A 21,571-nucleotide genomic window follows, 5' to 3' on the forward strand; every position below is an offset into this window, starting at 1 on the left:
AGAACCAGGGAAAAGTCCTCGTCCGCCTGGCTCCGCAAACCATCGAGCGGGTCAAGAATAAAATCCGGGAATTCACTTCCCGGAGCAAACCCGTTAGCATGGAAGAGCGAATTAAGCGGATTAACGCCTATATGGGCGGCTGGATGGGATATTTCGCCCTGGCTGAAACACCCAGCGTCTTTGAGAGCATCGAAGGCTGGATGAGACGCCGCCTGCGGATGTGCCTCTGGAAGCAGTGGAAGCGAGTCCGCACCCGCTACCGCGAACTGCGCGCTTTGGGCCTACCAGAAGAGGTGGTTCACCACTTCGCCAACGCCCGTAAAGGGCCGTGGCGGATGTCCCATGGGCCGATGAATAGAGCCCTGGGCAACACCTACTGGGAAGCCCGGGGCCTGATGAGTTTGACCGCACGTTACCATAACATTCGTCAAGCTTGGCGAACCGCCCGGTGCGGACCCGCATGCCGGGTGGTGTGAGAGGACGGGGGCTAGCCGCCCCCTCCTACTCGATTGGGAGCCAGTTGTTGGACTTTGGCATCATAAACGAAGTTGCCGGCCAAAAGAGCAAAAGAGAGTGAAAAATCGCTTTGGATCGTTAACAGGCTACTGTCAAAACCAGAATGGCGGCAAAGTTGACGCTTGATATCTCGTCCCCAGATGTGATAGAAGTTATTAGTGATATCTTTAACAAAATCTTAATCCCTCTTTATTAGAGGAAGGAGGTCTTGTCGGCGGTGTCCTGGTTCAGACGGGTGTCCAGAGGTAAGGTGCCGACGTGGTGCGTTGTCGTGCTGTTTGCCTTAGCCTTCTCCATCGCCGGCTGCGCCCAGAAGGAAGCGGCCACCCCGCCGGCCGGTGGCGAGGCGCAGCCCGCCAAAACCGTGGACCTGAAGCTCGCACACTTCATGCCTCCTGCGCATCCCTTGCACACCGAGGTACTGGAACCTTGGGCCAAGGAAGTGGCGGAAAAGACGAACGGGCGGGTGAAGATTTACGTCTATCCGGCCAACGAACTGGTAGGCGCGACCGAGAATGTGGATGCTACCCTGTCCGGGGCAGTAGACATCGGGCTGGTGTTGCCGGCCTACACCCCGGGAAGGTTCCCCCTCACCAGCATCCTCGAATTCCCCTTCCTCTTCAAGTCGCCGCTGCAGTCCAACCTCGTGGCCTGGGAATTAATGCAGACCCAGCCCGGGCTTCAGCAAGAGTACAAGGATTTCAAGGTGCTCTGGTACGGCACCACCGATCTGGGGCACTTCCTGGTGAACAAGCCGGTAAAAACCCTGGCCGACCTCAAAGGACTGCGCATCCGCGCTCCCAGCACCATCTATAACGACGTCCTGGCCGCCCTGGGTGCGGTGCCGGTGACCATGCCGGTATCGGACGCCTATGATGCCTTGGGTAAGGGCATAGTCGACGGCACGGTGTTGCCCGCTTCCACTCTGTACTCCTTCAAGCTGAAGGAAGTAATCAAGTACGTAGTGGAGATGAACATGTACGCCACCCCGCTGCACATGGTGATGAACCAGAACTCCTGGAACAAGCTGTCGCCGGAGGACCAGGCGGTGATGACCGAGACGCTCAAGAGCTTCCCGGAGAAGATCGGCCGGCTTTACGTGGCCGAGGACGAACACGGCCGCAAGGTAGCCCAGGAATCGAATATTGCCCTTAGCTCCCTGCCGCCGGAGGAAATGCAGAAGTTCCACGCGGCCATAGATCCCCTGATTGAAAAGTGGCTGAGCGATATGGAAGCCAAAGGCCTGCCGGCGCGGCAGGTCTACGAGGCGGCCAAGAGCCTGGCGGCCAAGTACGAAAACGTAAAGTAGGGTGGAACGGATCGGCACGACACCCGCCTCCGCAGTGTGCGGGTAGGTGTTGTTAGGGCGCGGAAGTTGGACTGTGCTGCCGGCCCGGGGCAGGTAGGAGGGGCCAGAGCCTTGCCTGCGGCCCCGGGCCGGGAATCTGGTGATTCCAGAGAGGAGGGTCGTCCCAAGGTGGGGCGCTTTAAGCGGGTGGTTGACCTGTGTACCCACGGGGCCCTGTGGGTCAGTGCGGTGGCCGCCGGGGCCATCATGTTTCTGACGGTGGGAGATGTCCTGGGCCGCTTTCTGTTCAATCGGCCCATTACCGGTACCTTCGAGCTGACCGAGGTGCTGCTGGCCGTGGCCGTGTTTACCTCTCTGGCCTACGGCCAGGCAGAGAAGGTTTATGTTACCATCACCTTCCTATTCGAGCGGTTTCCGAGCCTCGTACGCCGGCTGATCGACTTCCTGCTGTATGTGGTGTCGGTACCCGCCTTTTTCCTCTGTTTCTGGGAACTGCTGGCCTACGCGCAGCGCCTGGCACAGACCGGCCAGTACACTACCGTGCTGCGTCAGCCGCTGTTTCCCTGGGTACTGGCCACGGCAGCCGGAGCCCTGGTGTTCTGCCTGAGCCTGACCTGGGACCTGGTGCAGGCGGCCAGAAGATTGGGTAAGGGAGAGATCGAGGTTGAGTCCTGAACTGGTCGGTGCGCTAGGTTTCGTCGCCTTACTGTTCCTTATCCTGGTCTTGCGCTTTCCCATCGCCTTTGCCCTGTTGTTCGTCGGAGTAACCGGTTACGCCTACCTTACCGGGCCGGATATAGCCCTGGCCAAGCTGGGCACGGACGTGTTCGGAACCGCCAAGGGCTACAGCCTCAGCGTTATCCCCATGTTCGTCTTGATGGGGCTGTTCCTGGGTACCACCGGCGTGGGGAAGGACCTTTTTCGCGCCTTCAACGCGTGGTTCGGGCACATCCGCGGCGGTCTGGCCGTGGCCACGGTAGGAGCCTGCTCCGCCTTTGCGGCGGTATGCGGCTCGAGCATCGCCAGCGCCGCCACCATGGCCACGGTGGCGGTTCCGCCGATGCTGGCCCACAAGTACAGGGAGGACTACGCCGCCGGTACGGTGGCTTCTGCCAGCACTTTGGGAATCCTGATCCCGCCCAGCACGGTGATGGTGATTTACGGCGTCATTACCCAGGAGCCCATCGGCAAGCTGCTCATTGCCGAGATCATACCCGGGCTGATCGCCGCCGGCCTGCTCGGCCTGGTGGCCTGGTCATGGGCCAAGCTAAACCCCGCGGTGGCCCCGGAAGCGTACCGCAGCACCTGGCAGGAGAAGCTCGCGGTCACCAAACTGGTATGGCCCATCCCGGCCATTTTCCTGCTGATGTTCGGGGGTATCTACGGCGGCGTCTTTACCCCTACGGAAGCCGGGGCCATGGGAGCCTTTCTCTCCCTGCTCTACTTCCTTTTCACGCGGCGGATGAATTGGCGCAGCTTCATAGAAGCCTTCAGAGAAACCGTCAAGGTCGTAGCCATGCTGATGCTGGTAATCGTCGGCGGGGTCATCTTCGGCCACTTCATGTCCATCAGCCATCTCCCGCTCTTGATCAAGGAGGCGTTGGCGGGAGTGAGCCCTACCTTGCTCCTGTTACTGGTGTTTATCATTTACTTCGCCGCCGGTTTCGTGATGGACGAGATGGCTATTCTGATAATATTTACCAACCTGTTCTACCCGCTGCTTACCGGTGCCGGCTACAGCGGCATCTGGTTCGGGGTTGTTTCCATACTCTTTGCCCTTTTGGCCTTCCTCACTCCTCCGGTAGGCATAATCTCCTTGGTAACCGCGGCGATTACCAAGATGAGGTCGGAGACGGTCTTCAAGGGGACTACACCCTATTGGCTGGCCCTCATCGGCGCCACTATTCTGATCATGGTCTTCCCGGAATTGGCCACCTTCCTGCCCGATCTCATGCGCTAGTACCGCCACGGTCGAAAGCCCAGGCCGCGCTTTTTTGGGCGGCCTGGGCTTTGTCTGGCGTCGATTGGCTAGCGGGCGTGCTCGCGCACGGGATCAAAGCGGTCGAAGTATATGTTTTTCCCGGTGGCCGACAGGGGAATGCCTACGGCAATCTCGGCCTCTATGAGGCCCAGCTTGCGGGCGGCCACCCCTATAGTGTACATAATGCGGTTATCCACGTTGTGCAGGCTCGCGGTCTTGACCGCCGAGCCCACCGCAATTCCCAGATCTACCAGCCGCCAGGCGCACGTGGGACCGGCGAAGTGGCCTGCCTCCCGGTGGCGGTAGTTCCCGGCACTGTGCGTGCCCGCAGGCGCCGCACTCCAGCCCTGCCGTGCGGACGCCCTTCAGGCCTACCAGCAGAACGGCCGCCGAGCGCCGGACTTCGTCCCCGTTGAGGGCAAACACGTTTATCATACCCTTATTTTACCTGCCGGGGCAGGGGAATGGCCACTGCCGCCTGCGGTCGCGAAAGGGCGCGGGTGCCTCCAGCCGAGCGGCGGTGCCTTTTGCCGTCCGTAGCGCTTTCCTGCCGCACGCCGGGTCACCCGGTGGACTCTGCGGGTTGACAGGGAGGATTAGGATACTTATAGTAAGAAATCGAACCTTATCCGGAAGGAAGGATTCCCTATGGAGGCAGAGGCGGCGCGCCGCTTACACCGCCTGCTGGTGGAGCTAATGGCCCTGGGCCACCAGAAGTTCTTCCGGGCGTGGCACAAATACGATGCCGCCGGCGGGCTGAAGAAGAACCAGATGAAGCTGGTAGCGCTTCTTTTTCACGAGGGCGTCCGCACGGCCACGGAGCTGAGCTCCAAGCTCGACCTGGAAAAAGGCAGCCTGACCAGCTTATTGGATTCTTTAGAACAAAGGGGTTTGATCCGGCGCAGCATAAACCCTCGAGACCGCCGTCAGACCCTGGTATCCCTCACGGTTGAGGGAAGGAGACATATGGAAAAGACGATCGAGGCCCACCAGGCCATCCTGATGCAGAATCTAAAGGATGCGGACGCGGCCGAAATAGAGCGGCTTATAGCCAGCCTGGAAGTGGCGGTAGGGATCATGAGGAAACTCTAGAGACAGGGGGTGGGTGTGGGTGAACCGGTCCGACCGATTGGGGCGGGGGCGCCCGGGGCGGCTGCTGGTCGAGTTTTCCTTGCCCGCCATAGCCTCCATGCTGGTGAACGCCCTATATAATGTTGTCGATCGGATGTTTGTGGGGCAGGCCGTGGGTTCGCTGGCCATTGCCGGGATAACCGTGGGCTTCCCCATAATGATCATCTCCATGGCGATTTCCGCCCTTATCAGCTTGGGAGCGACCGCCTCCATATCCTTGAGGCTGGGAGAAGGTAAAAAAGAGGCGGCGGAACTCATCGCCGGCAACGCCCTGGTGCTATTGCTGGCGGCCGGAGCGGGGCTGTCGCTCTTTGGGCTGAGGTACCTGGAGCCAATACTGGCCGCCTTCGGGGCCGGCCCGGCCATAATGCCCTATGCCGCGGAATACATGCGAGTCATTCTGGCCGGAAATGCATTGATGAGCGTGGGCTTCGGCCTGAGTCATATGATCCGTGCCGAGGGCAATCCGTCCGTGCCCATGCTTATAACCATGGTGGCCACGGGAACCAACATATTCCTGGACTGGCTCACGGTGTTCCCCTTGGGAATGGGGGTTCGGGGGGCTGCCCTGGCCACGGTGATTTCTCAGGGTATAGGAGCGGCGATCGCGTTGGGCTATTACCTGCGCGGGAGAAGCCTGCTAAAGCTCCGCCTGCCCAACCTGCGCCTCCGGATGGGGGTATGCCTGGGCATAGCCTCCCTGGGAATTCCCCAGTTCGTGATGCAGGGGATCAACAGCGTGCAGCAGGTGATCTTAAACCGTAGCCTGGCCTACTACGGCGGCGACCTGGCCATCGCCGCCATGGGGATAGTCTTCAGCCTGGGCACCTTCCTCCTCATGCCGGTGATCGGTGTGGCGCAGGGGGCCCAGCCCATTGTCGGTTACAACTACGGCGCCGGCCACTTCGGCCGGGTACGGGAAACCCTGAAACTGGCCATCCTGGGAGCCACGGGGGTGGTGTTTGCGGGTTTCCTGGTGACCAGAATTTGGCCGGAGGAGTTGCTCTCCCTGTTCAGTCGCGATGACCCGGAACTGGTACGTCTGGGCGCCCACGTGCTGTGGTGGTTCTTCCTGCTGGTTCCCACCGCGGGCTTCCAGGTCATAAGTGCGGGATACTTTCAAGCCGTGGGAAAGCCGGTCCATTCCACCCTGCTGACCCTGTCCCGCCAGGTACTTCTGTTCATTCCCCTGCTCCTGATCTTACCTCGGATCTGGGGGCTGGAGGGCATATGGCGCGTGGCCCCGCTGGCCGATATCGGCTCGGCCATCATAACCGCCGTGTTCATTTTGCGCGAACTGCGAAGGCTGGCGGAGGGCAGGATGCCGCTTCTGGAACTGGCGAACTCGCCGGCAGACCGAGGCTAATCCGTGGGTGGGCCGACCTGTGCCCTCGCCGGCGCCATTGACGGGTTCCTGGATACATCAGCGGAGCGGGGGATTGGCAGGGGCAGGGCCCAGGGGCTATAATTATGGGCGTACGGTAGATTAAAGCACTGCCTGGGAAAGGGATGAGGAGCTTCCATGAAGCATGTGCGTCTGCTGGTAAAGCCCTTACTGGCCAACCCGGTGTTGCCGGACTGCCAGCGCTGCGGGGTGTCCTGCCAGTCGGCCTGTAAGACCTCGCTCACCGTTGGTAACCAGATGTGTGCCGCTCCGGAGAGACAGAAGCCGAGCCATGAAGGCTAGCGAGGGAAGCTGGTGGGAACGGCTGGCCCGGCGCGAGGACGTGCATTGGTTCCGGTACCGCGACCGGGCCTTTCTCTTGGACGCCAATACGGCGGCGGTTTACGAGCTCGACGCTCTGGCCTTCGACCTGCTGGAAGCCCTGACCGCCGGAAGAGGAGCCGGGGTGGCGCGGCAGGAGGTGGCTGCCCGCCGTTCGGCCGCGGAAGTGGAAGAGGCCTGGGCGGAACTCGAGCAGTTTCACCGCCGGGGCTGGCTTCTGGGCCCAGATCCGCTGGCGCGCCTGAGTTGCGGAGAGGCGGAGCGAGAAGCCCTGTTCGCCCCTGCCTGGACCAAGGCGCTCTGCCTGAACGTGGCCCATGCCTGCAATCTTCGCTGTACTTACTGCTTCGCCGGCCAGGGGCGCTTCGGCGGTGAGGCAGAGCTCATGCCGCCGGAAATAGCGCTTGCGGCGGTGGATTATCTTCTTTCCCAGTCCCCCCCGGGGGCAGATCTGGAAGTCGATTTCTTCGGCGGCGAACCCCTGCTGAACTTCCCGGTGGTGCGGAAGGCAATCGAATACGGCGAGGTGGCGGCCCGGGCGCAGGGAAAGAACCTGCACTTCACCCTTACCACCAACGCCCTGGGACTCGACCGGGCAAAGCTCGAATTCCTGAACCGCCACCGGGTCCAGCTCATCCTGAGCCTTGACGGAAGGCAGGAAGTGCACGACCGTTTCCGCCGCCTGCCTGACGGCCGGGGAAGTTACGCCTACGTCGTGCCGCGCATTCTGGAGGCGGTGTCCTCGCGAGGCGGCCCTGATCCTTCTCCGGACTACTACATCCGGGGTACCTTTACCCGCTTCAACCCGGACTTCTCGCGGGATGCCGCCCATCTCCTGGAGCTGGGATTGCGCCGCATCTCGTTGGAGCCGGTGGTGGCCCCTCCGGAGGAGGATTACGCCCTGAGGCCGGAGGATTATCCCATCCTGGTCAGCGAATACGACCGTTTGGTAGAATTATGCCTGGCGGAACAGAGCCAAGGCCGCGAGTTCTTGTTCTTCCACTTTCAGGTTGATCTGGAACCCGGGCTTTGCCTGCCCAAACGCCTCCGGGGTTGCGGTGCCGGCCATCAGTATTTGGCGGTTAGCCCTTCCGGAAACCTCTATCCTTGCCACCAATTTGTGGGCCAGGCTGAGTTTCTCCTGGGCGATCTGGCCCGGGGGGTGGTGAACCGGGAGCTTCAAGCCCGGTTTGCAGGCCTCAACGTTCTGAGCCGGGAGGAATGCCGTTCCTGCTGGGCCCGCTATTTCTGCGGAGGAGGATGTCACGCGGCCAGCTGGCTGTATTACGGCGACTTGCAAAAACCGCACCCGTTGAGCTGCGAACTGGTGAGGAAACGGCTGGAATGCGCCCTGTACCTTCAATGCGTGGGCAAAAACGCCGGACGGGCCGACTTTACAGCCCGGGAGGGCTAAAATATAATTTAAACGTCATTCTTTTTTGTAAGCCGCGCCACTTCGGAGGCGGGCTCTGAATTGCTACTTCCGGGGGAGGGAAGGTGGTTGCGATGGAGGAGCGGACCTAGGGGGCGGTCGCGACCCGGGAAGAGTCGCAAGGGTGCCGGAAAGACCGCTCCTCTTGTTAGGGCCGCGGGACGCAGGCCCGGCGGACGGACCGGCGAAGGCAACGGGTCAGGAAAGGGAAAATCCAAGGGGAAGAGGTCTTCCCCTCCACCTCTCGGCGGCCCGGGACAGTGGGCCCGTAAGGCAGCTTCCACCGCTCGAAACTGGGCGCACAAAGGCCGGTCGTTCTTTGCGCAGGAGGGCTGGGCAAACAGAGTCCGGGTGGGGTCGCAGCTGCTGATCAGATACCCCCGCCTCAGGATCGCTGGTGTGGCTCTGGTTGCCGCTCTTGCTCTGGTCGTGCTGGCGTCGCTCCTCACACGGCCGAATGCCGTGGCCGTGGAAGTAGCAGGGCGCACGGTAGGAGTAGTGGGCTCCGAGGCGGAGGTAAAGCAGGCCGTAGCCGAACTGGAACGGGAATTGACCGCCCAGGGCTGGGTAGAGCCGGAGAACTGCCGGGAACTTAGCCTGGTGCCGGTCAGGGTTCCGGCGGCCCAGGTAGCCGGTCCCGCCGAGCTAAAGGAGGCCCTGCGCCGGGCGCTGGCGTTTACGGTGCAAGCGGCGGCCATTCGGGTGGACGGCAAGATCGTGGCCTGGGTAAGGGACCGGCAGGTGGCGGAGAAGGTGCTGGACGAGGTCAAGGAAGCCTACCTGGCCGGCGAGGGCAAGGTGCTTGAGGTAGATACGGAAGAAGAAGTGAAGGTTGAGTCCGGTGAGGTCCTGACCAGCGAGGTCGTGGCCCCGGAAACGGCGGTACAGTTGCTACGAGAGGGGGTTCCCTATACCGCCAGGTATACGGTAGCGGCCGGCGATTCGCTGTGGAGCATAGCCCGGGCCCACGGCACCTCGGTAGAGGAATTGCGGGCGGCCAACCCCCAGCTTCAGGGCGACTTCTTGCAGATAGGGGACGAGCTGCGGCTGGTCCGGGTTGAACCGCCTCTTCACTACGTGGTTACCCGAGAGGTTCAGGAAGAAGAACGCATTCCCTACCCGGTGGAAATCCGGCAGGATAGCTCTCTGTATCGCGGGCAGGAGAAGGTGCGGCAGGAGGGCCAACCGGGTGTACGGGCGGTCACCTACAGGGTTGTGGAGCGCAACGGGATGACCGTGTCCCGCAGCGAGGTTGACCGCCGGGTGATCCGGGAGCCGGTGGCCAAGGTGATTGCCCGGGGGACCAAGCGGCTGGTGGTGGCCTCGCGCGGCGAGGCGCCTGCTGTCCTGAGCTGGCCGGTTTCCGGTCGGATTACTTCCACCTACGGCTACCGAGGCCGCGAATTCCACCCGGCGCTGGATATCGCCGCGCCTTCGGGAACTCCGGTACGGGCGGCGGCGGCCGGGACCGTGGTGTTCGCCGGTTACGAGGGCGGGTACGGAAGAATGATAGTGATCGACCACGGGGGCGGTCTGGTGACGCGGTACGCGCACCTGTCCAGTGTGGCGGTTGAGGTTGGGGAAGCGGTAGAGCGGGGGCAACGCATCGGAAGCGTGGGTGAGAGCGGGCGGGCAACAGGTCCGCACCTGCATTTTGAAGTGCTGGTGGACGGCTCGCCGCGCAACCCCTATAACTACTTGTGACGGCCGGGCTGAAGACCGGATAGCCATACCGGACCGGGGAGGAAGCAGGTTTCCTCCCCGGTCGTTTTGAAGGCGCCGTGCTCCCTCACCGAGTGTTGTGTTGCCAAGGGTACGGGACGGACGGGGAAAAGTGCCAGAGGGCGCCGGGGTTGCCCCGAAAAGGTGAGGGTGGTATTCTTGCCTCGGGGAGATCGCAAAAACCAGACGGAGAGGCAAGAGAGGGTGCATATGGTGTACGATGTGGCGATAGTGGGCGGCGGGCCTGCCGGGCTTACGGCCGCGGTCTACGTCGCCCGGGGCGGCTGGAAAACCGTAGTTTTTGAAGCCCAGCTTCCGGGAGGACAGGCGGCGCTGACCGATACCATTGAGAACTATCCCGGCTTTCCCGAAGGCATAGGCGGCCAGGAACTGATGGACAAGTTCCTGGAACAGGCCCGGCGATTCGGCGCCGAAATCCGCCTGGAGGCGGTGGACCGGGTAAGCCTTGGCACCTCACCCAAGACGCTCTGGACCTCCGGCGGTGAATACCGGGCGCGGGCGCTCATAGTGGCTACCGGAGGGCGGCAGCGCCGGCTGGGCGTGCCCGGCGAGGAGGAGTTGCTCGGCCGCGGGGTTTCCTTCTGCGCCACCTGTGACGGGGCCTTCTTCCGGGATCAGAAGGTGGCGGTGGTCGGCGGGGGCGACGCGGCGGTCAAGGAGGCGCTACTCCTGACGCGGTGGGCGCGGGAGGTAGTGCTGATCCACCGCCGGGACCGTTTGGCGGCCGGCCGCGCGCTTCAGGAACGGGCGCGGGCGAACAACAAGCTGCGCTTTATCTGGAATGCGGTGGTAGGGAGGATTCTTGGGAAGGACCGGGTGGAGGGCCTGGAGTTGCTGGAGGTGAGGAGCGGGCGGCGGTTCGAAGAATCGGTGGACGGCGTGTTCGTCTTCATCGGCAGCGAACCCAACACCGCCCCTTTTGCCAACCAGGGCCTGAACTTCGACCAGAACGGTTACATCCTCACCGACGGGGAAATGAAAACCTCCCTGCCGGGGGTATTTGCCGCCGGCGACGTGCGGGCCAAGAGCTTGCGGCAGGTGGCCACCGCAGTGGGCGATGCCGCCCTGGCAGCGGCGGCGGCCGAGCACTATCTGTCGGAGGGGTCCTAATAAAACGGGCCCCCCGGGAAGGGGAGGCCCCCAAAAGGGTGCTAGCCCGATTTTGCTTAGGAGGCGAATAGGTGGCGGCCGATCGCCCTTACCACCGGCCGGGTGCGGATCCAATTGGAGCGGGATGCAGTCTTGGGATTGTAGAAGTATAGGGAGCCGCCGGTGGGATCGTAGCCGCTAAGTGCCAGGCGAGCTGCCGTATAGGCGCTCTGCACCGGCTCACGGTATATGGACCCGTCGGCCACTACCGTGAACTGGCCGGGCTGAAAGATTACGTCGGTAATGGTGTCGGGGAAGCGAGGACTCTTTACCCGGTTCAGAACCACGGCGCCTACGGCGATCTGCCCCAGCAGGGGCTCGCCCTTGGCCTCGGCCGATATCACCCGCACCAGCCAGTAAAAGTCGGGGTCGTTAATCCCGGTTGTCTCCTTCGGAGGAGGCAGGCGCAGGCGCTGGCCGGGATAGATGCGGTTCGTGGCCAGCCGGTTGGCGTCCTTCAGGGCTTGTACCGTGGTTCCGTAGCGGCGGGCAATGTGCCACAGGGTGTCGCCGCGCCGTACCACGTACAACCTCGCGTTTTCCGACCGCTCTTCGGCCTCGGCAGGTAACTTGAGTTCCTGACCGGGGCGGATGAGGTTGGCGCTTAAACCGTTCAGCTCCTTAAGAGTTTGGACTTCGGTACCGTACTTCCGGGCAATTTCCCAGAGGGTGTCGCCGGGTCGCACGGTGTATAGGCCCTGTGCCGCAGTGGCCGGCAGGGAAATCAAAAAAGTGCCCGCCAGTACGATGGCCAGGGCCCACCTACATCGGCTCATAAAGTTTTCCATCACCTCAGGACCATATTCTTGCCGGAAAGGTCAATGCCTATACCTCCCGGCGGGACCCCGCCCGAGAGCGCACCTGCGGCGCAATGCGCCCCGGTCACCCGGCCCGGAGCCTCGCTCCCGCCGGGGTTGCGCTCCGGGATGCCGAGATGCCCGGCGGGGCGACAACTGTGGCAGGAGCACGGACGGAATTCGAGGACGGGATTCGGGTATGGCCTGCGTTTTCTGGGGAAAGGGGTTGGGTGAGCTAAGGCCGGCCGCCGTGCGGCGGGTCCGGGGAGAAAAGGCGGAGTTCTTCCGGGTGCTGGAATGGGAGTCCGGGCCGGTCCTGGCCGCCTTCTCGACCCGGCGGGGCGGGGTAAGCCGGGGGCCGTATGCCGAGCTTAACCTGGGTCTTACCACCGACGACCGACCGGAGGCGGTGTGGGAGAACCGCCGGCGCCTCTCCCGGGACCTGGGGGTAGGGCCGGAGAATTGGACCTGGGTCCGCCAGGTTCACGGCGCCGAAGTGGTGATGGTTGATGGGTGGGAGATTGGGGAGGGAAGCGAGCGGGGAGCGGAGCTCGGCGCGGCCGACGCCCTGATAACCTCCGCGGCCGGGCCGGTGTTGACCGCCTACTTTGCCGACTGCGTTCCTCTGCTGTTTTACTGCCCCCGCCCGGCGGCGGTGGGGGTAGCCCACGCCGGGTGGCGGGGAACGGCGGCCGGAGTGGCGGTGGCCACGGTCGAGCGGCTGAAAGCAGCCCTCGGCGTGAGGATTTCCGCCCTGCGCGTGGTGGTGGGCCCGCACATACGGCCCTGCTGTTATCAGGTGGGGGAAGAAGTAGTGGCCGCCCTGAGGCAGAGGTTAGGCCCGGATACCCGCACCTGGGCGGTGCGGGATGACGATCGGTGGCGGGTGGATTTGGGCGCGGCCAACGTGCAGCTGCTCTTGCAGGCCGGCCTGCGCCGGGAGCAGATAAGCCGGTTCGCACCCTGCACCTCCTGCCACCGGTACTGGTTCTATAGTTTTCGGCGCGACCGGGGCGTAACCGGCCGCTTTGCCGCCGTCATAAGCCTTACGGAAGGGCGTTACGGGAGAGGAAAAGGGGGAGAAGCTATTGGCCTGGCCTTCGGTAGTGGGAGGGCTACTGCTGGCCACAGCGGCATTGTGGGCGGTCCGGCAGGCCGTGCTGGCCCGGGGGGCCTATCCCAACCGCCTGCAGGCGGTCCTCTACGGTTGGTTTCGGCGTCTCTATCGGTGGGAGGCGGCGAGGGAGACGGCCCACTGGCCAGCCCTGACCGGAGAGGGATTTGAACTGCGTTACGAGCCTGGCACCGATCCGTCCCTTGCCCGGCTGGTCTTGGCCACCGCCGAAGAGCAGTACGGTTTGGTAAGGGACTTCCTGAAGGTACGGGAGGACTTGCCCATCCTTCTGCTCGTCCATCGTGACCGGGAGAGCTTGCGCGAAGGCTTGGGTTGGGGCCCGGAGGACGGCGCCATGGGCGTTTACTGGGCCGGGGTAATACGGATCCTTTCCCCTTCGGCCTGGCTCCGGGTTGAAGACCCGCAGCAAAGGGCCCTGGCCTTTCGCCGAGAAGGGCCGGTAGCCCACGAACTGGCCCACCTCTTGATTGACTGTCGTACCGGAGGCAACTGCCCGCGCTGGCTCGGCGAAGGCCTGGCGCAGCAGGCCGAGCGAATCGTAACCGGTGCGGAGGTTAGGCTTGACGAGATCGCGGCTCCCGGATCGGGGTGGTACGCCTTGCCGGCCTTGGACGAAGACTTCGATCGCCTGCCGGACCAGGAACTGGCCTACCGGCAGTCCCTGGGTCTGGTGGAGTACCTGACGAGAAATTTCGGGGCAGAAACAATCCGGGGTCTATTGGCGGCCCTGGGGCGGGGGGAAACCTTTTCCCAGGCCTTGCGCGCCGGCTTGGGGTTGGAACCCGGGGAACTGGAGACGGGCTTCAAACGGTGGGCAGGGTAACAGAAATTGCTAGCTATACTTTGAGTACGGCCGTCCCAAGTTAAAGGTGTGAGATGACCGGCTTGGGAGGTGAAAATGTGAGCGATCCCAGGATTTCCGTAGAGCCCGTACCGGTTCGCCGGGGGCAGTACGTGAGCATCAGTTACAAGGGGCTGCTGGTCAACAGCGGGGCGGACAACGTCTGGCTGCACTACGGCTTTGACGGGTGGAGGAACGTAGGGACCACGGCCATGGCCTGGCAGCCCGACGGAACTTGCCGGGCGAACGTCCTGGTTCAGGGTGATCGGGAGATCAACTTCTGCTTCAAGGATAGTGCCAATAACTGGGACAACAACAGCGGGATGAACTGGAAGATTGACGTACTCTAGGTTATCGATTTGGAGTCTGCGGGCTAGTGGGCATAGGGGCGGCCGGAAGCGCCGCCTCTTTCTTTCCAAACCACCGCCCATGGTGTACAATGGGCGGGGGTGAAAACATGGAACTTCTGTGGGCTCCCTGGCGGGGGGAATACGTGGGCAAGGAGCAGCCGCCAGGCTGCATTCTCTGCCAGAAACCCCGGGAAGGGAACGATGCCGCCAACTACCTTCTTGCCCGCGGCGACCACGCATATGTGCTCCTGAACCTTTACCCCTACAACAACGGGCACCTGATGGTGGCGCCTTACCGGCACGTGGGGGAACTGGAAGAACTTCTTCCCCAGGAATGGCAAGAAACGGTCAGCTTTCTCACCCGGGCGGTGGCGGCCCTCAAGGAGGCCTACCGTCCGCACGGATTCAACCTGGGGGTTAACCTGGGGCGGGTGGCCGGAGCCGGAGTGCCCGGACACCTGCACTGGCACGTAGTGCCGCGCTGGGAAGGTGACGCGAATTTCATGCCGGTAATCGGCCGGACCAGGGTGCTGCCCGAATTCCTGGAGACCACTTATGCCCGTCTGCGCCCGATATGGGAGCGCCTGGCGAGGGCTCAGGAACCCGAAATACGCTGAGTCGTCCGGTTTTGGGCGGCAGTTCTGGTTTCACCGAGCCCGTTAATGAATTTGCTGGTGTTAGCAAAAACTTGACCAAACTGATAAACTTAGTTATAATGAAGGCGTGGGGTGTTCGGCATGCTAAAGCTTTCCACGAAGAGCCGGTACGGGTTGAGGGCGGTGTACGATCTGGCCCGCCGTTACGGAGAAGGGCCCGTCCGTTTGAAGGACGTGGCCGAAAGTCAGGGTCTGTCGGAACAGTATCTCGAACAGCTTTTTCTGGGCCTGCGCCGGTACGGCCTGGTGAGAAGCGTACGCGGCTCCCGTGGAGGTTACATGCTGGGCCGACCGCCGGGAGAGATCACGGTGGGGGACGTGGTTAGGGCCCTGGAGGGCCCCATTGCTCCCGTAGACTGCGTGAGCGAGGAGCAGCCGGAGGACTGTCAGCGGGCCGACTATTGCGTAGCCCGGCTGATCTGGGCCCGCCTTCGGGGTGCCATTGCGGAGGTCCTGGATTCGGTCACTTTAGCGGATATGTGTGCCTCAACTGAAGGGGCCAAATCCGAGGAGGAGCGTAGGTACTGACATGCAGTACTCGGAGAAAGTAATGGATCATTTTCTAAACCCGCGCAACGTCGGCGAAGTAGAGGGCGCCAACGGTGTAGGGCAGGTGGGAAACCCGGTATGCGGAGACGTGATGCGAATCTCAATACGGGTAGAAAACGGAGTAATCGCGGAGATCCGGTTCAGGACTTTCGGCTGTGCCGCCGCCATTGCCACCAGCAGCATGGTTACGGAAATGGTGAAAGGTAAGGCGATCGAGGAGGCCCTGCAAATCAGCAATCGGGCGGTAGCCCAAGCCCTGGGCGGATTGCCAGCCGAGAAGATGCACTGCTCCAATCTCGCCGCCGATGCCTTGAAAAAGGCCATCGAGGATTATCTGTCCCGTCACTAGCCCTGGCATCACAGACGCAAGAACCATGAGCCGGTAAGTGCTGACGAAGAGTCTACTAAAATGATCATAATACTTAAGGAGGGATAATCTTGCGGGTGCAAGTAATCGTGCATCCCCTGTTCCAACCCCTAACGGATGGTCAGGAAACCGTGGAGGTGGAGGGGCGGAAGGTTAAAGAATGTTTGGCCGCCCTGGTCCGGCGTTATCCGACCATGAAAGAAGCCTTGTTTGACCGGCGCGGGGGGCTGCGGAACTGGGTAGAGATCTACTGCAACGACAAGAGCACCTATCCCGAAGAACTCGATTACGCGGTGGCCGACGGCGATCAACTGCGGATCATTCCGGTGGCCATCGGGGGTGGTTAATGGGTTTGTGGGGGATTGCGGGCGGATCTAAGGCGAGATCGGGAGGCAATCATCCATGCGCAGAGTCTACCTTGACCATAGTGCTACCACGCCGGTACGACCGGAAGTCGTAGAAGCCATGCTTCCGTACCTGAGGGAGGCCTACGGCAATCCTTCCAGCCTCCACCAGTGGGGGCAAGAGGCCAAGAAGGCCGTGGAGCAGGCGCGGGAGGAAGTGGCCCGGCTTGTCTCCGCCAGACCAGAGGAGATAGTGTTTACCAGCGGTGGTACGGAAGCAAATAACCTGGCCATCATCGGGGCGGCATACGCCAATTCAGCAAAAGGCAGGCACATTATCACTTCCGGTATCGAGCACCACTCGGTCCTGGATACTATGCGGTATCTGGAAAAGCAGGGCTTCAAGGTTAACTACTTGCCGGTCACGGGGGAAGGCCTGGTCCGCGTGGAGGAAGTGGCCGCCGCCATTAGTCCGGAAACCATCCTGATCAGCATCATGCATGCCAACAACGAAGTGGGGACTGTCCAGCCCATAGCCGCGATCGGACGACTGGCCAGGGAAAGAGGCATTATCTTCCATACCGATGCCGTGCAAACCGCCGGAAAAATCCCGGTTAACGTAGAGGAACTGGGAGTAGACCTGTTGAGCCTGTCGGCGCACAAGATCTACGGCCCCAAGGGGGTGGGCGCCCTTTACGTCCGGAAGGGGAGACGCTTGAACTCCCTTCTCCACGGTGGGGGTCAGGAACGGAACCGGCGGCCGGGCACGGAGAACGTTCCCGGGATTGTAGGTTTCGGAAGAGCCGCCGCCCTGGCCAAGCAGGAATTAGCTGCCGAGGGCAAGCGGCTCTCCGCCCTTCGGGACCGGCTCTTAGAAGGCGTTGCAGAGCGTATCCCCGAGGTGGTAATCACCGGCCACCGTGAGAGGCGATTGCCCAACCACGCCAGCGTCTGTGTGAAGTATGTTGAGGGCGAATCCTTGCTGCTGAGCCTTGACCTCCAGGGGGTGGCCGCCTCCAGCGGCTCGGCCTGCACTTCGGGTTCCCTCGAGCCCTCTCACGTGCTTCTGGCCATGGGACTGCCGCCCGAGATCGCCCAGGGTTCCTTACGCCTGACGCTCGGCCGCGATAACCAGGAGACGGACGTGGAGTACGTCTTGAAGATTCTGCCCCCCATAGTCGAACGCTTGCGCGCCATGTCGCCCCTTCGGTACTAGGCGACGACTGTACCCCGCTTCAAGCGTGGGCGCCTTCAGATCACCTGCATTTGGGGAGGAAAAGGAGCCATGGAGCAAACCAGGGAGCGGTACTCCCGGCAAATTCTCTTTCCGCCGATCGGTCCTCGCGGCCAGGAAAAGCTGGCAAAGAGTAAGGTGTTGATCGTCGGTCTCGGCGCGCTTGGCAGCACTCTGGCCAACAATCTGGCCCGGGCCGGCATAGGAAGCCTGCGGCTTGTCGACCGGGACTTTGTTGAGGAGTCTAACCTGCAGCGCCAAATCCTTTTTGACGAGCAGGATGCCGCCCTGGCCTTGCCTAAAGCGGTGGCCGCGGCCAACAAGCTGAGACAGATTAACTCCCAAATCCATTGTGAAGCCGTGGTCGAGGACGTAAACTTCACCAACATAGAAAAGCTTATGGCGGGGATGGACCTCGTTCTTGACGGCACGGACAACCTCGAGATCCGCTATCTAATTAACGAGGCCTGCGTAAAGCTTAATACTCCTTGGGTTTACGGCGCCTGCGTCGGCAGCACGGGCATGACCATGACCGTTATCCCCCGGGAAACGCCCTGTCTGGAGTGCGTGTTCCCTTCCAGCACCGTCCACCCGGGAGAAACGTGCGATACCGCCGGCATTATCAATCCCGTGCCCAATGTGATCGCCTCGCTGCAGACGGCCGAAGCGCTTAAGCTACTTACCGGCGCCAGGGACGCTGTGAACCGTGAACTGATTATACTTGACTTGTGGGAGAACTCCTATATCACTTCGTCTCCAGCCAGGAATCCTGCCTGTTCGGTCTGCGTCCAGGGCAGTTTCCGCTATCTGGCCGGCGAAGTTGGTCTGCGGACGACCAACCTTTGCGGCCGCAACGCGGTTCAGGTGGTTCCCGACCGCCCGGCGGCGGTGGATCTCGCCGCCCTGGCGGAAAAGCTTCAACCGCTGGGCGAGGTTTCCTCTAATGGGTTTCTGGTGACTTTTCGAACCGCCAATCACCAGTTGGTCGTTTTCGGCGACGGCCGGGCCATAGTCAAAGGCACGGACGATGTTATGGTGGCCAAGACGCTCTACGCCCGCTTTGTCGGCGCCTAAGAGGTGAGCAAGATGATCTATCTGGATAATGCGGCTACCTCCTGGCCAAAGCCGGAAGAAGTTTACACGGTGATGGAACGGTTTCTGCGCGAGGCGGGGGCCAATCCGGGACGGGCGGGTCACCGTATGGCGAGGGAGGCGGAAAGGGTAGTTCTGGAAACCAGAACTCGCATAGCGCGTTTCTTCGGCGCACCGGCCCCCGAACGGGTGGTCTTCACCCTCAACGCCACCGATTCCCTCAACATGGCTCTCAAGGGATTGCTCCAACCAGGTGATCACGTGCTTACGAGCTGCCTGGAGCATAATTCCGTGGCCAGGCCTCTTAATCGCCTGGCCGGGCTGGGGGTAGAGTTCACCCGGGTGGGCGTTGATTCTGAAGGTGTTGTCGACCTTGAAGCCTTACGCCGATCCATCAAGCCCAATACCCGGCTTATTGTGGTCCAGCATGCCTCCAACGTACTGGGAACCATCCAACCCCTGGGTGAGATTAGCGGGATAGCTAAGGAGAACGGCTTGCTATTGCTGGTCGATGCCGCCCAGAGCGCCGGCCACCTTCCCATAGACGTAGAGAAAGACGGGATCGACCTGCTCGCCTGTTCCGGCCACAAAGGCCTGCTGGGCCCGCCCGGGGTGGGCATCCTGGTGCTCAAGGACGAAATCCCGCTCTCGCCCTGGCGGGAAGGGGGCACCGGTAGCCGCTCCGAGAGCCCGGTACAGCCCGAGGCCTACCCGGATCGTCTGGAGAGCGGCACTGCGAACACGGTGGGCATAGCCGCCCTGGGAGCGGGGGTGGCATTCCTGGAAAGGGTGGGATTGGCCCAGGTCCGGCGGCATGAGGAGACGCTGGTGGGCCGCCTGCTGGAGGGACTGGGGTCTATCCCCGGGGTTAAGCTCTACGGACCGGCGGAAGCGTGCCGGCGCACCGGAGTAGTGAGTTTTAACCTTGCTCACTGGGATCCCGCGGACGCGGGCGCGGTCTTGGACCACGTTTACGGTATTGCGGTGCGGACTGGGCTGCACTGCTCTCCCTGGGCGCACCAGGCCATAGGGACTTTCCCTGCGGGTTGCATTCGCTTTAGCCCGGGTTACTTCAACACCCTTGAGGAAATCGAGCAGGCGGTGGCCGCGGTAAGGGATTTGGCAGCATCTGCATAGGTGTTCCCCGCAGGGTGGAACCGATCAACTTGGATTGGGTTCAGACTGCCCCGGCAGGACGGGAAGGCGCCTGTGCTGGGGTCTATAAGGAAGTGAAGGGGGAGGGAGTAGCCGGCGTGGCCGAGAGCGAGGGATAGGCGCCGTTCACCCCTAAACGGAGAGGGAGGGCAGACCAGAAGGATGAGGTATAAGGGGATCGAGCTGCCGGAAATCACCCGGGGCATCGCCAGGGACAGCACCGAGCTCATCGGAAATACTCCCTTGGTCAGGCTGAACCGGATTACGGCCGGATCAAAGGCGCAGGTATTGGCGAAGTTGGAATCCTTCAATCCCCTCGGAAGCGTTAAGGACCGCATCGGCGTGGCCATGATCCTGGATGCAGAAGAGAAAGGTCTGATCGATAAGGACACGGTGATCATCGAGCCGACCAGCGGCAATACCGGCATAGCCCTGGCCTTTGTGTGCGCGGCGAGAGGATACCGCCTGATTCTGACCATGCCCGATACTATGTCGCTGGAGCGTCGGCAGCTTTTGGCCGTTCTGGGGGCAGAACTGGTATTGACGCCCGGAGCGGAGGGAATGAAAGGGGCGGTAAGAAAGGCGGAAGAATTGACGCGCGCGACCCCCAATTCCTTTATGCCGCAGCAATTCCGCAACCCCGCCAACCCGGAGATCCACCGGTTGACTACGGCGGAAGAGATCTGGCGCGACACCCAGGGGCAGGTGGACATCCTGGTGGCCGGGGTGGGGACGGGAGGAACGCTTACCGGCGTGGCGGAAGTTATCAAGAGCCGCAAGCCGGGATTTCGCGCCATCGCCGTGGAACCGGCAGATTCCCCCGTGCTCTCCGGCGGCCGGCCGGGACCGCACAAGATCCAGGGCATCGGTGCCGGCTTTGTGCCCGAAGTACTGCGGGTAGAGCTTGTTGACGAAATCATTCGGGTCCGCCACGAGGATGCGGGCCTGATGGCCAGGCGCCTGGCACGAGAAGAAGGAATTCTGGCGGGCATATCTTCGGGTGCTGCCGCCTGGGCCGCCTTGCAGGTGGCAGAGAGGCCCGAAAACGAGGGCAAATTGATTGTGGTTGTTCTGCCCGATACCGGGGAGCGTTACCTCAGCACCTGGCTTTTTAGGGATAGCCAGACGGGATAAATGCACCACTAATCTTGGGGACAGCAGGCTGATCCTCACGGCAATTGTTTATGAGGTGATTGGGAAGATGAACAGGGAAACCATTGGCCTATCGGATATGAGAGGTCTAGAGGAAGTAACATGCGCCCGCTTTTCGGAGGAGGGATGGGTTACAGGTTCAGTTCACGTCCCTTACGAGATGGAGCTGACACTCTATGTAAATCAGCAGGAACTCGTTACCGTCCTATGCACTCCAACCAAACTCAATTGCCTCGTCCTTGGATTCCTTTACAACGAAGGAATCATCTCCGGCATTGAGGACGTGGCAACCATGCGGGTATGTGAGGACGAATCTCTGGCCGATGTAAGACTGAAGAACCCCGAGCAAAAGTTGCCCACCCGGCGGACCCTCTCCACGGGGTGCGGTGGCGGTGCAGTTTTCAAGACTCCTGGGCAGGAGGTCGATTCGGAGCTTGTGGTTTCACCAACGGAAGTGTTATTACTGATGAGAGAGTTCCTGAAGCAAATGGAGCTCTACCGGGCAGGTGGCGGGGTGCACACTTCAGCGCTGGCCGACGGAAAAAGCCTGCTGGTTGTGGCCGAGGATATCGGCCGACACAACACTTTGGATAGAATCCAGGGCGAGTGTATGTTGAGGGGGCTATCAACCGCAGATCGGCTACTTCTGACCACCGGTCGCATTTCATCGGAGATGGTGCTCAAGGCGGCGAAGATGCGTGTCCCCGTTGTTGTTTCACTGCGTACGCCCACAGGGAGGGCGGTTTCACTGGCTTGGGGTCTGGGTATCGCTCTTGTGGGTCGTACACGCGGTAAACGTCTATCCGCCTATTCCCATCCGGAACGACTTGGCTGCCCGATCGCTGGGGAACAGGCCTGCATTCCATGACTGACGCGCGGTTGGCAAGCCGGTCCGCCGTTTGGCTGCGGGCG

Annotated in this window: 23 protein-coding genes and 1 pseudogene; 22 read left to right on the forward strand and 2 right to left on the reverse strand. The window is 61.9% G+C overall.

Annotation, left to right across the window (positions count from 1 at the left end):
• The 4 genes from NUV99_04330 to NUV99_04345 all read left to right on the forward strand — a co-directional run.
• On the forward strand, positions 1–476 hold a 476-nt coding region (locus tag NUV99_04330), incomplete at its 5' end, for a group II intron reverse transcriptase/maturase (protein ID MCR4419349.1).
• Positions 477–733: 257 nt separating this feature from the next.
• A complete protein-coding gene (locus NUV99_04335) occupies positions 734–1,825 on the forward strand; it encodes a TRAP transporter substrate-binding protein (protein MCR4419350.1) in 1,092 nt (363 codons plus the stop codon).
• A gap of 168 nt (positions 1,826–1,993) precedes the next feature.
• Positions 1,994–2,500, forward strand: a complete 507-nt coding sequence (locus tag NUV99_04340; GenBank protein ID MCR4419351.1) for a TRAP transporter small permease — start codon at positions 1,994–1,996, stop codon at positions 2,498–2,500.
• Positions 2,490–3,785 carry a TRAP transporter large permease gene (locus tag NUV99_04345; protein ID MCR4419352.1) on the forward strand — a complete coding sequence of 432 codons (1,296 nt, stop codon included), beginning with the start codon at positions 2,490–2,492 and terminating at the stop codon, positions 3,783–3,785. Before NUV99_04340 ends, NUV99_04345 begins: the two co-directional genes overlap by 11 nt.
• A gap of 68 nt (positions 3,786–3,853) precedes the next feature.
• Here the strand turns inward: NUV99_04345 and NUV99_04350 are convergent.
• Positions 3,854–4,199 (reverse strand): annotated as a pseudogene (locus NUV99_04350) (DUF2148 domain-containing protein).
• 255 nt (positions 4,200–4,454) lie between these two features.
• Here NUV99_04350 and NUV99_04355 point away from each other — a divergent pair.
• The 6 genes from NUV99_04355 (at position 4,455) to trxB (ending at position 10,948) form a co-directional block, all read left to right on the forward strand.
• Positions 4,455–4,898, forward strand: a complete 444-nt coding sequence (locus tag NUV99_04355) for a MarR family transcriptional regulator (protein ID MCR4419353.1) — start codon at positions 4,455–4,457, stop codon at positions 4,896–4,898.
• Positions 4,899–4,917: 19 nt separating this feature from the next.
• Positions 4,918–6,303 carry an MATE family efflux transporter gene (locus tag NUV99_04360; protein MCR4419354.1) on the forward strand — a complete coding sequence of 462 codons (1,386 nt, stop codon included), beginning with the start codon at positions 4,918–4,920 and terminating at the stop codon, positions 6,301–6,303.
• A gap of 156 nt (positions 6,304–6,459) precedes the next feature.
• Positions 6,460–6,624, forward strand: a complete 165-nt coding sequence (gene scfA, locus NUV99_04365; protein MCR4419355.1) for a six-cysteine ranthipeptide SCIFF — start codon at positions 6,460–6,462, stop codon at positions 6,622–6,624.
• On the forward strand, positions 6,614–8,077 hold the full coding sequence (gene scfB, locus NUV99_04370; GenBank protein ID MCR4419356.1) for a thioether cross-link-forming SCIFF peptide maturase: 1,464 nt from the start codon (positions 6,614–6,616) through the stop codon (positions 8,075–8,077). Before scfA ends, scfB begins: the two co-directional genes overlap by 11 nt.
• Before the next feature lie 417 nt (positions 8,078–8,494).
• A complete protein-coding gene (locus NUV99_04375; protein ID MCR4419357.1) occupies positions 8,495–9,799 on the forward strand; it encodes a peptidoglycan DD-metalloendopeptidase family protein in 1,305 nt (434 codons plus the stop codon).
• Positions 9,800–10,027: 228 nt separating this feature from the next.
• Positions 10,028–10,948, forward strand: coding sequence for a thioredoxin-disulfide reductase (gene trxB, locus NUV99_04380; GenBank protein ID MCR4419358.1), 921 nt, complete (start codon positions 10,028–10,030; stop codon positions 10,946–10,948).
• A 56-nt stretch (positions 10,949–11,004) separates the two neighbouring features.
• On the opposite strand, the gene NUV99_04385 is transcribed toward trxB, so the two are convergent.
• Positions 11,005–11,763, reverse strand: coding sequence for a LysM peptidoglycan-binding domain-containing protein (locus NUV99_04385; protein ID MCR4419359.1), 759 nt, complete (start codon positions 11,761–11,763; stop codon positions 11,005–11,007).
• A 220-nt stretch (positions 11,764–11,983) separates the two neighbouring features.
• On the opposite strand from NUV99_04385, the gene pgeF reads away from it, so the two are divergent.
• From pgeF to fdhD, 12 genes are all read left to right on the forward strand, one after another.
• Positions 11,984–13,069, forward strand: coding sequence for a peptidoglycan editing factor PgeF (gene pgeF, locus NUV99_04390; GenBank protein ID MCR4419360.1), 1,086 nt, complete (start codon positions 11,984–11,986; stop codon positions 13,067–13,069).
• Between the two features lie 46 nt (positions 13,070–13,115).
• Positions 13,116–13,742, forward strand: a complete 627-nt coding sequence (locus tag NUV99_04395) for a hypothetical protein (GenBank protein ID MCR4419361.1) — start codon at positions 13,116–13,118, stop codon at positions 13,740–13,742.
• A gap of 77 nt (positions 13,743–13,819) precedes the next feature.
• Positions 13,820–14,110: a carbohydrate-binding protein gene (locus tag NUV99_04400; protein ID MCR4419362.1), complete on the forward strand. Its 291-nt coding sequence runs from the start codon at positions 13,820–13,822 to the stop codon at positions 14,108–14,110.
• Positions 14,111–14,217: 107 nt separating this feature from the next.
• Positions 14,218–14,727, forward strand: coding sequence for an HIT domain-containing protein (locus tag NUV99_04405; protein ID MCR4419363.1), 510 nt, complete (start codon positions 14,218–14,220; stop codon positions 14,725–14,727).
• A gap of 120 nt (positions 14,728–14,847) precedes the next feature.
• The gene (locus NUV99_04410; GenBank protein MCR4419364.1) at positions 14,848–15,294 is read left to right on the forward strand and encodes an Rrf2 family transcriptional regulator; all 447 of its coding nucleotides are present in this window, start codon (positions 14,848–14,850) and stop codon (positions 15,292–15,294) included.
• Position 15,295: 1 nt separating this feature from the next.
• Entirely contained in the window at positions 15,296–15,664 is a 369-nt protein-coding gene (gene nifU, locus NUV99_04415) for a Fe-S cluster assembly scaffold protein NifU (GenBank protein ID MCR4419365.1), read from the forward strand.
• Positions 15,665–15,759: 95 nt separating this feature from the next.
• Positions 15,760–16,029 (forward strand): MoaD/ThiS family protein, encoded by a 270-nt coding sequence (locus NUV99_04420; protein ID MCR4419366.1) that lies wholly within the window; start codon positions 15,760–15,762, stop codon positions 16,027–16,029.
• A 55-nt stretch (positions 16,030–16,084) separates the two neighbouring features.
• On the forward strand, positions 16,085–17,242 hold the full coding sequence (gene nifS / locus NUV99_04425; GenBank protein MCR4419367.1) for a cysteine desulfurase NifS: 1,158 nt from the start codon (positions 16,085–16,087) through the stop codon (positions 17,240–17,242).
• 69 nt (positions 17,243–17,311) lie between these two features.
• Positions 17,312–18,334, forward strand: a complete 1,023-nt coding sequence (locus NUV99_04430; protein MCR4419368.1) for a ThiF family adenylyltransferase — start codon at positions 17,312–17,314, stop codon at positions 18,332–18,334.
• Positions 18,335–18,346: 12 nt separating this feature from the next.
• Positions 18,347–19,489, forward strand: coding sequence for an aminotransferase class V-fold PLP-dependent enzyme (locus NUV99_04435; protein ID MCR4419369.1), 1,143 nt, complete (start codon positions 18,347–18,349; stop codon positions 19,487–19,489).
• 180 nt (positions 19,490–19,669) lie between these two features.
• A complete protein-coding gene (gene cysK / locus NUV99_04440; protein ID MCR4419370.1) occupies positions 19,670–20,641 on the forward strand; it encodes a cysteine synthase A in 972 nt (323 codons plus the stop codon).
• Between the two features lie 67 nt (positions 20,642–20,708).
• Positions 20,709–21,527 (forward strand): formate dehydrogenase accessory sulfurtransferase FdhD, encoded by an 819-nt coding sequence (fdhD, locus tag NUV99_04445; GenBank protein ID MCR4419371.1) that lies wholly within the window; start codon positions 20,709–20,711, stop codon positions 21,525–21,527.
• Positions 21,528–21,571 lie beyond the last annotated feature (44 nt).

It is taken from the genome of Clostridia bacterium (assembly GCA_024653205.1).
In the GTDB taxonomy this organism is placed as follows: Bacteria; Bacillota; DSM-521; order Neomoorellales; family SLTJ01; genus JANLFO01.

Excerpts from the sequence above, each read along its gene's own strand:
- NUV99_04355 (MCR4419353.1), top strand. The coding sequence starts at position 4,455 with ATGGAGGCAGAGGCGGCGCGCCGCTTACACCGCCTGCTGGTGGAGCTA.
- NUV99_04410 (MCR4419364.1), top strand. The coding sequence starts at position 14,848 with ATGCTAAAGCTTTCCACGAAGAGCCGGTACGGGTTGAGGGCGGTGTAC.
- NUV99_04385 (MCR4419359.1), bottom strand. The coding sequence starts at position 11,763 with ATGAGCCGATGTAGGTGGGCCCTGGCCATCGTACTGGCGGGCACTTTT.
- cysK (MCR4419370.1), top strand. The coding sequence starts at position 19,670 with ATGAGGTATAAGGGGATCGAGCTGCCGGAAATCACCCGGGGCATCGCC.
- NUV99_04405 (MCR4419363.1), top strand. The coding sequence starts at position 14,218 with ATGGAACTTCTGTGGGCTCCCTGGCGGGGGGAATACGTGGGCAAGGAG.
- scfA (MCR4419355.1), top strand. The coding sequence starts at position 6,460 with ATGAAGCATGTGCGTCTGCTGGTAAAGCCCTTACTGGCCAACCCGGTG.
- NUV99_04430 (MCR4419368.1), top strand. The coding sequence starts at position 17,312 with ATGGAGCAAACCAGGGAGCGGTACTCCCGGCAAATTCTCTTTCCGCCG.
- nifS (MCR4419367.1), top strand. The coding sequence starts at position 16,085 with ATGCGCAGAGTCTACCTTGACCATAGTGCTACCACGCCGGTACGACCG.
- fdhD (MCR4419371.1), top strand. The coding sequence starts at position 20,709 with ATGAACAGGGAAACCATTGGCCTATCGGATATGAGAGGTCTAGAGGAA.
- scfB (MCR4419356.1), top strand. The coding sequence starts at position 6,614 with ATGAAGGCTAGCGAGGGAAGCTGGTGGGAACGGCTGGCCCGGCGCGAG.
- pgeF (MCR4419360.1), top strand. The coding sequence starts at position 11,984 with ATGGCCTGCGTTTTCTGGGGAAAGGGGTTGGGTGAGCTAAGGCCGGCC.
- trxB (MCR4419358.1), top strand. The coding sequence starts at position 10,028 with ATGGTGTACGATGTGGCGATAGTGGGCGGCGGGCCTGCCGGGCTTACG.
- NUV99_04435 (MCR4419369.1), top strand. The coding sequence starts at position 18,347 with ATGATCTATCTGGATAATGCGGCTACCTCCTGGCCAAAGCCGGAAGAA.
- nifU (MCR4419365.1), top strand. The coding sequence starts at position 15,296 with ATGCAGTACTCGGAGAAAGTAATGGATCATTTTCTAAACCCGCGCAAC.